Here is a 12,112-nt window from a genome sequence, read left to right on the forward strand (position 1 = left end):
CGCCGACCTCGGCGCCGCGGCCCACGACCGTGCCGCCGATCAGCAGCGCACCCGGCGCGACGCCGGCACCGGGATGAACCAGTGATTCGCCGCGCTGCCCCGGCAGCGCCGGAGAAGGCGCGATGCCGCGCACCAGATCGGCGGACCCGCGCACGAAATCCTCGGGCGTACCCATGTCGCGCCAATACGAGGCATCGACATGGCCCTGAATGTGGGCGCCCTCGGCCAGCAGCGACGGGAACACCTCGCGCTCGACCGATACCGGACGGCCACTCGGGATCTTCTCGATGTACTCGCGGCGGAAGACGTAGCAGCCGGCGTTGATCTGGTCGGTCGGCGGATCCTGGGTCTTCTCCAGGAACGCCGTGACCCGGCCGGTCTCGTCGGTGGGTACGCAACCGAACGCGCGCGGATCACCGACCCGGACCAGATGCAGGGTCACATCGGCACGGGTCGAGGCGTGCGTATCGAGCACGGCCCCCAGATCGGCGCCGCCGAGGACGTCACCGTTGAAGACCATCACGTTGTCGGCGCGCAGCTTCGGCAGCACGTTGCGGATGCCGCCGCCGGTTCCGAGCGGCTCGGTCTCGGTGACGTATTCGAGGTCGAGGCCGAGCTCGGCTCCGTCGCCGAAATGCTCCTCGAAGACCTCGGCCTTGAACGATGTGCCCAGCACCACATGAGTGATGCCGGCATCGGCGATCCGGGCCAGCAGGTGATGCAGGAACGGTAGACCGGCGACCGGCAGCATCGGTTTCGGCGCCGACAGCGTCAGCGGGCGCAGCCGGGTGCCCTGGCCACCGACCAGGATCACGGCGTCAGTTGCGGTATCCACGCCCGCTCCCTCCCGAATTGTCCGGCATCAGTCTTCCCCTGTTCAGGTTCGGTCCACGCGTTATCGCTGCGCTTCGCGGTCGCGCTCGCGCAGCGCAGATCGAACCGCAAGTTTGCAGCGAATCGCAAGTCCGGCCCGCAACGCCCAGCGCAGCGGGGCCTGCCACCAGTGCGGATGGCGGTCGGCCTGGAAACGATAGGCGGAGGCGTGGTGGGCGGGCAACATGGTCTCCGGATGCCGCCCGGCCGCGTGTCCTTTGGCGTGGGTGACCTCGGCGGTCGGCACGAAGACGTTGTGCCAGCCGGCCTTGCCCATCCGGTCGCCGAAGTCGACATCCTCCATGTACATGAAGTAGCGGGAGTCGAAGCCCTCGATGCTGTCGAACGCGTCACGCCGGACCAGCAGGCACGAACCCGACAGCCAGCCGACCGTGCGCTCGGCGATCTCCTCGTTCTCCTGCCGGTACCGGCGCGTCCACGGGTTACCCGGCCAGACCGTGCCGAGGATCGCATGGCCGGCGCCGTCGAGCAGGCCGGGCACCCGCCGCGCGGAGGGATAGATGCTGCCGTCCGGCTCGTGGATCAGCGGCCCGAGCGCCCCGGCTCGCGGCCAGCGCCGCGCGGCGGCCAGCAGCTGATCGATGGAATCGGTCCCCCAGCGCACGTCGGGGTTCGCGATGATCACGTATTCGATATCCGGATCGAGCTCGGCGACCGCTCGGTTCACCGCGCCGCCGTAACCGATGTTGCCGCCGGTGCGCAGCAGCGTGACGTGTTCGTTGGACTCCGCGGCCAGCTCGGGAGCGCCGTCGGTCGAGCCGTTGTCGGCGAGGATCACCTGCGGCTTCTCCGCGGTGGCGGTCGCGAGGGTGCTGATGAAGTGGTCGAGATGCTCGCCCGGCGAATAGGTTACGGTGACCACCGCCAGCTGAGGGGTACGGTCCGCGGAAGGGGCTGAATCCGAAGCGCTCACGGAAGGCCAGCCTAATGGGTGAGAGGCCGGAGTAGGCACCCGAGCGCAGCCACCCACAGGGCCTTATCAGACTGACGGCCGGCACCGGTGCTCACGCTCGCCGCCTCGCGCGGCGGCGAGCAGGAAGAATCACGGTTTCGCCCGATCCGACAGGCGTGCCAGCGCGTCGGCGAGCGCCGCGCGCCACTCACGCAGCGGGGTGAGCCCGGCCTCGGCCCACGCTCGATTCGACAGCACCGAGTACGCCGGGCGCCGGGCGGGACTCGGGAAATCGGCGGTGCCGCAGGGCCGCACCCGCTCGGGATCGGCCCCGAGTTCGGCGAACACCGCACGCGCCAGCCCGAAGCGGCTGACCGCACCCGCGTTGCTCGCGTGCAGTACCCCCGGAACCGGCTGTCGCGCAACGAGTTCCAGCAGACCCTGCGCCAGATCGGGCGCGTAGGTGGGCGATCCGATCTGATCGTCGACCACCGATATCGTCTCGCGTTCGGCCTCGAGCCGGCGCATCGTCGCCACGAAGTCGCCGCGGTCACCGGTGTAGACCCAGGCCGTGCGCACGATCGTGGCCTGCGGATACTCTTCGAGCACGGCCTGCTCACCGGCCAGTTTGGTACGGCCGTACACACTTGCCGGTCCGGTCGGGTCGTCCGGCTCGTACGGGTCCGAGGCGGTGCCGTCGAAGACGTAATCGGTCGAGATGTGGATCAGGCGCGCATCGGCCACGCGGCAGGCGGCGGCGAGTACCGCCGGCCCGGTGACGTTGCCCGCATACGCCGCCTCGTGGTCGGACTCGGCGGCGTCGACGGCGGTGTACGCGGCACAGTTGAGCACCACGTCGCCCGGACGCACGACAGCGCGCACCGCCTCGGCGTCGGTGATGTCGAGATCGGCACGCCCCAGGGCGAGTGCCGTGGGCGCCGCCGCGCGCAACGCGCGGCCGAGCTGTCCGCCGGCACCGGTGATCACGAGCCGGGAGTGGGAATCGGGACTCACCCGGCAAGTCTGGCACGCCACGCCAACAGCGGTTCAGCGGTGCGGGCGCACTGGTTGGATAGCCTCGAATCCGGGAACTCCCCGGTACGCCACCGGTATCGGAGGCGGTGGGCTACGCGGGCAGATTCTCGAACGGGGGTCGATCGAGCGTGGAAAAGGAATACGGAGTGCCGCAGAACAGACGTGCGTCGTCGCCGCCCCGCGGCGCCGGAGCACCACTGCCCGGCGGCCGCATCCCGCGAGCTCGCGGCGTTCGCCCGAGGCCGGATCCCGGGGTGAATCGTCCCGGACGGCTGCTCGCCGTAGCCGCCGCGGCCGTGGTGTTCATCGTCACCGGCTTCGGCTGGCACAGTGTGGATTCCTTGATCTCCGGTATCGAGCGGATCGGCAATCTCGGCCTGGGCGGCGGCCACGACGGTGCGGTCGACATCCTGATGGTCGGCATCGACAGCCGCACCGACGCACACGGCAATCCGCTCAGCGACCAGGAACGGGCGATGCTGCACGCCGGCGACGAGGTCGGCACCAACACCGACACCATCGTGCTGGTCCGGGTGCCCAACGACGGCCGTTCGGCGACCGCGATCTCGATTCCGCGCGACTCCTACGTCGACATCCCCGGCATCGGCAAGGGCAAGATCAACTCCGCCTACGGCGCGACCAAGGAGAACGCCCGGCAGAAATACGCGTCGCAGGGCCTGTCCGACTCCCAGATCGAGCAGAAGTCCACCCAGGCCGGCCGGCAGGCGCTGATCAAGTCGGTCGCCAACCTCACCGGGATCACCGTCGACCACTACGCCGAGGTCGGGCTGCTCGGATTCGTGCTGCTCACCAATGCCGTCGGCGGGGTCGACGTATGCCTGAACAATGCGGTGGACGAACCGCTCTCGGGCGCGGATTTCCCAGCCGGACGGCAACGCCTGAACGGGGCGCAGGCACTGAGTTTCGTACGTCAGCGCCACGATCTGCCCCGCGGCGACCTGGATCGGATCGTGCGTCAGCAGGTGTTCATGGCCTCGCTGGTGAACAAGGCGCTCAACGCGCGCATCCTCGCCAATCCCGCGAAGTTGCGCGAACTCAGCGATGCCGTCGGCCGCACGATCGTGCTCGACGAGGACTGGGACGTGGTGGCCTTCATGCATCAGCTGCAGGATCTGTCCGGCGGGAAGGTGAATTTCGAGACCATTCCGGTGCAGGACCTCGACGGGACGACCGCCGACGGCGAATCCGTGGTGAAGGTCGATCCGAAATCGGTGAAATCCTTCGTCGCGGCGGCGGTCGGCGCCACCACCGACGAGCACGACGACGACCGGACGGTGGCGCCGAGTTCGGTCACCACCGACGTCTACAACGCCGGCAGTACCGGTGGTTTGGCCGGCCAGGTGGCGCAGGCCTTGACCGGCAAGGGTTTCCACACCGGAACCGTCGAGAACTGGCCGGGTTCGCCGGTGCGCAGCAGCCGGGTGCTCGCCGCCTCCGGCTCCGATCCGAAGGCGAAGGCGGTCGCCGAGGCGCTCGGCGGCCTGACCGTGGTCGCCGCACCGGATGTGCCGGAGGGCGCGGTGCGCGTGGTGCTCGCCGATGACTACTCTGGTCCGGGCTCGGCGGCCGGCAGTCTGTTCGATATGTCCGGAACCTCGCCGGCCTCGGGCACCGCGACACCGGTGCCGCCCGCGCCTCCCATCGACGCCGGCCAGAACGGACCGAAATGCGTGAACTGAACGACACTCTCACCGATGCCCTGCTCGGCCCGATCCTCGCCCGCGAGCCCGCGGCGCCCCGGATCACCCACTACGACGACAGCACCGGTGCCCGCATCGAACTGTCCGGGCTGACGCTGGCGAACTGGGCGGCCAAGACCGCCAATATGATTCGCGACGAATTCGGCCTCGCTCCGGGCGCACGGGTGTCGGTGCTGCTGCCCGCGCACTGGCAGACCGCCGCGGTCCTGCTCGGCTGCTGGTGGGCGGGCACGGAGGTGGTGCTGCGGCCGGACGCCGACGCCGAGCTCGCGCTGGTCTCGGCCGCGCGCATCGCCGAGGCCGGTGATATCGCCGAGGTGGCCGCGCTGTCGCTGGATCCGATGGGCATGCCCGTCGCCGATCTGCCGGTCGGCGTCACCGATTACGCCACGTCGGTGCGGGCGCACGGCGATCAATTCCACCCGTCGGGCGCGGGCGCCGCCCTCGACGGCGCCACCGTCGCCGAGACCGTGGCCGCGGCCCGGGCCTCGGCCGAACAGCAGGGGTTCACCGCGAGCGACCGGGTGCTGTCCACCACCGACTGGGACACCACCGCCCACCTGATCGACGGACTGCTCGCGGTGTACGCGGCCGGGGCCTCGCTGGTGCAGGTGACCGCCCCGGATCCGGCTCGGCTCGAGCACCGGATCGAGACCGAGCGCGTCACCACTCGCCGGTCCTGATCTCCTACCCGGGTAGGGCACGGCGATCCACCCGCAGGCCGTTTTCGGCTCGCCCGCTACTCCGTAGTGTGGGGGTCAGCGAACCGGACGACGAACGGGGATGGCGATGAAGCCGCAGTACTGGTTTCGGTGGTTGGTGGTGCAGGGCACGCCGCGGCTGGTCTTGAAGACCTACGCCCGGCGCGGCGAAACCGTGGCACAACTGATGTCCAGCCCCGAGGCGGTCGATGATCCGATACCACTGCTGGAATCCTTGCGCGCACAGGGACGGCTGGTGCACTCCCCCCTCGGCTGGGCGACCACCGACTACGAGGTGGTGCGGACCGTGCTGCGCGACACCACCTTCAAGGTCGCGGCGGCCGAGGGTTTCGTGCCCGGACCGCTGCGGCCGCTGATGGATCTGGCGCCGCTGCCGCCCAATCCGGTGCAGCCGCCGTCGATGCTGGTGATCGATCCGCCCGACCACACCCGGATGCGTAAACCGGTGGCCTCGGCATTCACTCCGCGCGCGATCGCCCGGCTGCGCGACCGCGTCGAATCGGTGACAACGGAACTGCTCGATGCCCTGCCCTCCGGCGGTTCGGCGGATCTGGTCGCCGATTTCGCCTCCCAGGTGCCGATCGCGATCATCTCCGAAATGCTGGGCTTCCCCGACGCCGACCGCGACCGCTTCCTGGCGTGGGGCGACGCCGTCTCGCCGATGCTCGATATCGGCATCAGCTGGCCAACCACCCGCGACGCCTCGGCGGCCATTCTGGAGATGGACCACTATCTCGACGAGCACATCGCGCGGCTGCGGCGCGAACCGGGCGAGGACATCCTGTCCGGCCTGGTGAGTTCCGGCACGCTGGACAACACCGAGTTGAAGGCCTCCGCCACGCTGCTGATGGGCGCCGGATTCGAGACCACGGTCAATTTGATCAGCAACGGCGTCGTGCAGCTGGTGAACCATCGCGATCAGCTGGACCTGCTGCGCGAGGATCCGCAGCTGTGGCCCAACGCGATCGAGGAGATTCTGCGTTTCGACGCCCCGGTGCAGAACACCGGCCGCATTGCCGGGCGCGATGCGGAACTGGGCGGGGTCACCGTGCACCGGGGCAGCACGGTGGTGCTGTCGCTGTCGGGCGCCAACCGCGACCCGAAGGTGTTCGACGAACCGCACCGCTTCGACGTCACCCGCGCCAACGCCAAGGATCACCTGACGTTCTCCAGCGGCATCCACGCCTGCCTGGGCGCGAGCCTGGCCCGGATGGAGGGCACGTACGCGCTGCGGTCGCTGTTCGAGCGTTTCCCGAATCTCGTGCTGGCCGGTCGCCCGCAGCGCCGGCCGCTGTTCACCCTGCACGGCTACAGCCGGTTGCCGGTGCTGCTCGGTCAGCGCGCCGAACAGCCCAGCAGCGTCTGAGCCGGCTCAGCTGAAGCCGACCGCCTGGTCGCCCCAGGCGGTGTGCAGATCGTGATCGGGATCGTCGAGGACTCGATCCGCGGCGTCGACGACCAGTGTCGTGCGGGTGGATTCGCGGTAGGGCGGCCAATGCTTCGAGCCGTCCAGCGCGGCCGGCACTCCGTGCTCGGCGAAGGCCAGCCAGCGCCGCATCATCCGGCCCGAGACCTCGCTCGCGACCTTGCGACCACCCAGCCAGAAGGTCGGGTCGTGGTCGAAGGAGCCGAAATTGCCGAAGATGTACGGCAATTCGGTGGCGTGTCCGGCGCCTACACGCGCCGCCTTCAGCATCGGCGTGGCCTGATCGAAGCGATACATCCAGGTGCGGCTGTGCCGGGAATGCGCATCGGCGACCCAGTGCGCCGGCATCCGGAACGCCGCATCGGTCGACATCGCCAGCGCGCCGCGAGTCTTGGTCAGATCCGGGTAGGCGGAGGTGATTTCGGCGATGCGCTCGTGCGACATCCCGGGGTGTTCCCCCGCGACGGCATTGAGCATCGCGTTCACCGCATCCGGTGTCACCGGCATGATCGGCGAGCGGAACAGCCGGAACAGCGACGCCTCGTCCTTGTTGGTGCCGATGATCAGCGGTACGCGATGCGAGCGGCCCTGCTGGAAGCGGTCGGTCGGATAGGTGGGCAGCAGATCACCGTCCACCACCGGCGCCGCCGCCAGGCGCCCCGGCGACTGCAGCGGCACCTCGTCCAGCAGGATGCCGGCCGCGTCCACGATCCGTTCGACGGGGCATTCCAGCAGTTCCCCGGCACGTTCGAGCGGCAGATCCATCAGCTCCAGGAAGCGGCTCGCCACCCCGGCGGCCCGGTCGGGGCCGAAGACCGTCGTGGCCGGGGGGCTCTGCGCGATGGCGCGGTGGAACAGGCCCGCGGCCCGCGGCGAGGTCAGTAGCGCGGTGACGCATCCGGCGCCGGAGGATTCGCCGAAGACGGTGACGTTGCCCGGATCGCCGCCGAAGGCGGCGGCATTGTCGCGCACCCATTCCAGCGCCGCTATCTGGTCGTGCAGGCCGAGGTTGGCGACGAACCCGTCGCCCAGCGAGGACAGATCGAGGAAGCCGAGTGCGCCGAGCCGATAGTTCACCGCGACGATCACCACGTCGCCCATCTCGACCATCCGGCGGCCATCGTAGATCGCCTGGGCCGCCGTGCCCAGACAGTAGGCGCCGCCGTGCAGCCACACCATCACCGGACGCGGCTGCACCGGCTCGGCGGCCGGCGCCCACACGGTGACCCACAGGCAGTCCTCGCCCATGCGCAGCCCCGAGTCGACGGGCACCATATCGCCCATGGTCTGCGGCGCGATCTCGCCGAATTCGGTGCAGTCACGCACTCCCGACCAGTGTTCGGGCGGTTCCGGCCGGGCGAACCGCTTCGGTCCCGCCGGTGCCGCGGCATAGGGAATGCTGCGCCACACGTGAACCGATCCCGTACGGAATCCGCGTACCGCACCGCTGGTCGTGTGGGCGACAGGTCCGGCAGTGTCCTCGACCGGGGTCGCCTCGAAGAATTGAGTGCTCATCTCGCACCTCCTCGTACTCCCTGTAACCGAGAGTACGTCCGAGATCATTCGTACCGCGTCAGCCTCGATCGATGTGGCCGAGGTCGCGGGCGGGATCGATGCGGTCGCGCACGCGCTGTTTCAGCCCGGCGACATCCGGGAAGCCGCCGTCGGCTTTGCGCTCCCAGATCTGCTCACCGTCCACGGTGATCCGGAACACTCCACCGGTTCCGGGAATCAGTGCCACCTCGTCGAGGTCGGTGCCGAAGGTGTTCAGCAACTCCTGGGCCATCCATCCGGCCCGCAGTAACCACCGGCATTGCGTGCAGTATTCGATCGCGATTCGTGCCATGCGGTGACCCTAATGAGGGTCCGGATTCCCGGTAGCCACCGCGCGGCTGTCCACGTTTACGGCAACTCCTTCGCTATCTGCATTAATCGGAAATGTATTGTCGAAATAATAATGGGAGAGCACGGGAAACTCTTTACGAGCCGGTTACGATTCGATATCTCCATCGACGTAGACCCAGCGGCCGTCTATACGAGCAAACCTGCTGCACTCGGAGAGCACACCCCGCCGGCCGTCGTATCGGTATGTGGCGCGGAATTCGACCACTCCGGTGTCGTCGAAGAGGCCGCCCGCCTCCGTAGCGAAGACCTGCAGCGACACCCAGCGCTGCGCCGGATCCAGGGCCAGCCGTCGCGGCCTGGTTCGCGGATGCCAGGTCCGCAGCAGGTAGTCGCGATCGCCGACGGCGAAGGCGGTGTAGCGCGAACGCATCAGCGCCTCGGCGGTCGGCGCTGGGCGGGTGTCGTCCAGGCGCGGGCCGCAGCACTGCCCGAACTGTTCGCCGCTGCCGCACGGACAGCGGTCGGTGTCGTCCGGACGCTCGGGAAAGGTATCGGCCATCGGACGATTATCGCCGCCCGATATCACCTGTTCCGGCGGCGGCCGAAGACGGCGGGTACATCCGCGCGGCCGATGCGGTCGAGTTCCTCGGCCAGCCGGGCGGTCTCGTCGTACCAGTCACGCAGTTCGTGCAGGGTCGGCGCGGGTTCGGAGTCGAGGTGATGTCCGGCCCGCGACAGCGTCGCCCACAATCCGGCGACCCGGCCCGACAGTTCGGAGCCGGCGCAGCTGTCCAGCGCCAGCAGCTGGGCGCGCATACTGCACCGGGCCAGCGGTGGCGACACTCGCGCCCACAGCCGGTCCACCGACTGTTCCAGCGCGATCCGCAGGATCCACACCGTCGCCCGCGACCACAGGCCGCCCGCATCGGTGACCGTGCCGTCGAGTAGTTCCGCGGCCGCCGCCAAGCGCTGGGCCACGGTCGGGCTCACGGATTCAGCCATGTCACGAATCTCTTCGTCCCCGAGATCAAATCGCCCGAGCGACGCTGGATGCGGATATGGGCTCCGGCCGTGGCATCGCGCACCACCGCGCGCGCCCACGGCGCCTCCCGGTCGAGATAGTCGTTGAGATCGTCGACCCGGTCGGGCACACCGAAGACGGCCAGGGCGACCGTCTCCCAGGTAGTCCGGGCCCGATCGACGCGGCGCTGGACCTCGCGGTGGTCGACGCCGGCGGCCAGCAGTTCTCGCCGCGCGCGGGCCAGCGCGGCCGCCTCGATCGCGGATCGGCAGCAGGTGATGACCAGTTCGTTCGCGATGGGCTTGGGCAACTGCCTGGTGCGCAGCAGGGCCCGCGCGTCGCCGAGATAGCGCTGCACCGGATCCTCGACCGCGCGCACCTCCACTCGCGAGTGTTCGCGCCGCTGCACGTCGAGAACCGTTGCGTCCAAACGTAACCGGCGCACCGCCTCGGCCAGCCGCTCGTCGTGGGTGAACACGATGACCTGGCGTCCGCTGCGCGCCACCGCGGCCAGCACGCGGGCGAGTCCGTCGACCTTCGCCGGATCCATCGCCTGCACCGGGTCGTCGATCATGACGAATCCGAACGGACTTTCGGCCACCGTGGCCCGCGGCAGGAACAGGGCCAGGCCCAGCGCATGCAATTCGCCCTGGCTCATCACTCCGAGAGCGGCGGCTCCGGAGTCGTCCACGGTGACGTCGAGCAGCACCTTGCGACTGGCTCCGGCGTTACCCTGCAGGCGAATCGCGCCGAGATCCACATTGCTGCGCTGGCGCAACCCGCCCCAGATGCGCCGGGCGTGCTCGGCCAGCGGGGCGAGCCGTTCGTCGCGCAGGCCGGCGGCGGCCGACTTCAGCCAGTCCTCGGCGCGGCGGACGGTACGCAGTTCGGCATCGACCGAGGCCACCAGCCGTGCCTCGTGCAGCCAGGTGGCGATGCGCGGGACCAGCGGCGTCCAGACCGCATCGATGCGATCGAGTTCCTTGTGCACGGCCCGCTGCAGCACCTCCAGCCGCACCGCGAGGTCGGCGTGCGCGCCGCGCATCCGGGCCGCCAGCGTGGCGCCCGCTTCGACCTCCAGCAGAGCGGACCAGGATGACCAGGCGCGACGAGCGTCCACAGGATCGATATTCGGCGCGGCGATGGTCGAATCCAGTTCCGGCGGCACCGGTTCGATCAGCGCACGGGCCGCGGCGATCGCCTCGCCCAGCGCGCCCCGGGCGGCGGTCAGGACGGCGGCGCGCCGCTCGACGGCCTCGATCCGGGCTGTCGCCTCGCGCCGCCACCGCGCGTCGAGCCGGCCGTGGCCGCAGACCGGGCAGGGGCATTCGCCGTCCTCGGCGTGTTCGCGGGCGCCACGCAGCAGGTCGACCACCCGGAGTTCGGCCTCCAGATCGCCGGTCGCCAGGTCCAGCAGCTCCGCGGTGGCCCACTCGACCGCCTCGGCGGCCGCCTCGACCTGGGCCGGAGCCGGAATGCGCAGCCGTGCCACGGCCTGCAGTGCCGCGACACCGCCGGGGTCGTGGCGGGCGCCGGCGAGTTCGTGGGCAATCGCGGACAGATCCGGCGCGGGCGCGCGCAACATCTCGGCGACGCGCTCGGCGCGCTCGTCGGCGACGGTGATCAGTTCGTCCAGCAAAGCCTGCCGGCCGTCCCGGGACTGTTTCGCGGCGCGTTCCAATTCGATTCGGCGCGTGCGGGTCCGGTCCAAGGCGGCACTGATGTCGTCGAGCCCGAGCAGCCGATGCAGCGCGTCGAACAGATCGCTCGGACGGCCGTCGACCACCGCGCCGAGTTCGCTGTAGGACAAAAACGGCCGATACAGCTCCAGGGCGCGCGCCCAGTCCTGTGGGCGGAATCGGTCGCTGTCGCTGCCGTTCTCGTGCTGCGTCCAGCTGCCTTCGGACAGTTCGTCGCCGCCGGCCCACGTGCGCTCGATCGTGAACGGGCCGCGTTCCTGCGCGACCAGATCGATCGCGATCCGGGGATCCTGCTCGCAGTGCATATTCCGCCAGCCGTCGCGCCAGACCGCGGATCTGCCCTCCCAGCGCCGGTTGACGCCGGTGAGTGCGAGTTCCGCGGCCTCGGCGAAACTCGACTTACCCGACCCGTTGCGGCCGACCACCAGCGTCAGACCGGGGCCGGGCGCGATGCGCAGTACCGCCTCGCGACCGATTCCGCGGAAGCCGCGGACGCGGATGGCACGCAGGAATACTCCGGATCGCGGCCCGGCGCCGCCCGCCTCGGCGGACTCCCCCAGCGCCTCCAGCACCGTCTGCGCTACCTCGGGGCTCACCGACGAATCCGTCTGCAGCCGAGCCGAAACCAGGTCGCGCAGCCGCGGCGCGACCTCCCCCTGCTCTTGCCCCACTGCCCCTCCCGGCCCTCGCACACGACTCGTCGTGGCGAACGCTACCGGAGAACCGGCCCGGGCGGGACGCATGGCCATCGAACGGTCGAACCGCCCGATGTCCACCCCTCGGCCGTCCCGGCCGGGCAGTTCCACGGGTTACACCCCTGACGGGTGGCTCGGTTCAACCGAACAGATCAGAATGC

Annotated in this window: 11 protein-coding genes; 3 read left to right on the forward strand and 8 right to left on the reverse strand. The window is 69.8% G+C overall.

The genetic code is table 11. The features are described 5' to 3' along the window. From manB to rfbD, 3 genes are all read right to left on the reverse strand, one after another. Nucleotides 1–835 (reverse strand): mannose-1-phosphate guanylyltransferase (manB, locus tag NN2_RS26465; protein ID WP_063016876.1); only part of this gene is annotated, 835 nt, incomplete at its 3' end. A gap of 60 nt (nt 836–895) precedes the next feature. Beyond that, a complete protein-coding gene (locus tag NN2_RS26470; protein ID WP_063016878.1) occupies nt 896–1,807 on the reverse strand; it encodes a glycosyltransferase family 2 protein in 912 nt (303 codons plus the stop codon). 129 nt (nt 1,808–1,936) lie between these two features. Next, nucleotides 1,937–2,800 (reverse strand): dTDP-4-dehydrorhamnose reductase, encoded by an 864-nt coding sequence (gene rfbD, locus NN2_RS26475; RefSeq protein WP_063016880.1) that lies wholly within the window; start codon nt 2,798–2,800, stop codon nt 1,937–1,939. 275 nt (nt 2,801–3,075) lie between these two features. Here rfbD and NN2_RS26480 point away from each other — a divergent pair, with 275 nt between their 5' ends. The 3 genes from NN2_RS26480 (at nt 3,076) to NN2_RS26490 (ending at nt 6,630) form a co-directional block, all read left to right on the forward strand. After that, on the forward strand, nt 3,076–4,521 hold the full coding sequence (locus tag NN2_RS26480) for an LCP family protein (protein ID WP_063016882.1): 1,446 nt from the start codon (nt 3,076–3,078) through the stop codon (nt 4,519–4,521). Then, nucleotides 4,509–5,225 (forward strand): TIGR03089 family protein, encoded by a 717-nt coding sequence (locus NN2_RS26485; RefSeq protein ID WP_063016940.1) that lies wholly within the window; start codon nt 4,509–4,511, stop codon nt 5,223–5,225. Before NN2_RS26480 ends, NN2_RS26485 begins: the two co-directional genes overlap by 13 nt. 100 nt (nt 5,226–5,325) lie before the next feature. Further along, nucleotides 5,326–6,630: a cytochrome P450 gene (locus NN2_RS26490; protein ID WP_369817459.1), complete on the forward strand. Its 1,305-nt coding sequence runs from the start codon at nt 5,326–5,328 to the stop codon at nt 6,628–6,630. Between the two features lie 6 nt (nt 6,631–6,636). Here NN2_RS26490 and NN2_RS26495 read toward each other — a convergent pair whose 3' ends face one another. The 5 genes from NN2_RS26495 to NN2_RS26515 form a co-directional block, all read right to left on the reverse strand. After that, the gene (locus tag NN2_RS26495) at nt 6,637–8,205 is read right to left on the reverse strand and encodes a carboxylesterase/lipase family protein (RefSeq protein WP_063016884.1); all 1,569 of its coding nucleotides are present in this window, start codon (nt 8,203–8,205) and stop codon (nt 6,637–6,639) included. 58 nt (nt 8,206–8,263) lie between these two features. Next, nucleotides 8,264–8,536 (reverse strand): Rdx family protein, encoded by a 273-nt coding sequence (locus NN2_RS26500; RefSeq protein ID WP_030514989.1) that lies wholly within the window; start codon nt 8,534–8,536, stop codon nt 8,264–8,266. A 144-nt stretch (nt 8,537–8,680) separates the two neighbouring features. Continuing rightward, nucleotides 8,681–9,094 (reverse strand): YchJ family protein, encoded by a 414-nt coding sequence (locus tag NN2_RS26505; RefSeq protein ID WP_063016944.1) that lies wholly within the window; start codon nt 9,092–9,094, stop codon nt 8,681–8,683. Between the two features lie 23 nt (nt 9,095–9,117). Then, complete coding sequence (locus NN2_RS26510; RefSeq protein ID WP_063016891.1) at nt 9,118–9,537, reverse strand: hypothetical protein; 420 nt, start codon at nt 9,535–9,537, stop codon at nt 9,118–9,120. Next, entirely contained in the window at nt 9,522–11,927 is a 2,406-nt protein-coding gene (locus tag NN2_RS26515) for an AAA family ATPase (protein ID WP_245658856.1), read from the reverse strand. Before NN2_RS26515 ends, NN2_RS26510 begins: the two co-directional genes overlap by 16 nt. Nucleotides 11,928–12,112: the final 185 nt, after the last annotated feature.

Origin of the sequence: Nocardia nova NBRC 15556, assembly GCF_001613005.1 — a bacterium.
GTDB classification, from domain to species: domain Bacteria; phylum Actinomycetota; class Actinomycetes; order Mycobacteriales; family Mycobacteriaceae; genus Nocardia; species Nocardia nova.

What these genes read in the sequence shown, in the direction of transcription:
- NN2_RS26505 (WP_063016944.1), bottom strand. Translation starts at nt 9,094, where the DNA reads ATGGCCGATACCTTTCCCGAGCGTCCGGACGACACCGACCGCTGTCCG.
- NN2_RS26510 (WP_063016891.1), bottom strand. Translation starts at nt 9,537, where the DNA reads ATGGCTGAATCCGTGAGCCCGACCGTGGCCCAGCGCTTGGCGGCGGCC.
- NN2_RS26490 (WP_369817459.1), top strand. Translation starts at nt 5,326, where the DNA reads ATGGCGATGAAGCCGCAGTACTGGTTTCGGTGGTTGGTGGTGCAGGGC.
- NN2_RS26485 (WP_063016940.1), top strand. Translation starts at nt 4,509, where the DNA reads ATGCGTGAACTGAACGACACTCTCACCGATGCCCTGCTCGGCCCGATC.
- NN2_RS26500 (WP_030514989.1), bottom strand. Translation starts at nt 8,536, where the DNA reads ATGGCACGAATCGCGATCGAATACTGCACGCAATGCCGGTGGTTACTG.
- NN2_RS26495 (WP_063016884.1), bottom strand. Translation starts at nt 8,205, where the DNA reads ATGAGCACTCAATTCTTCGAGGCGACCCCGGTCGAGGACACTGCCGGA.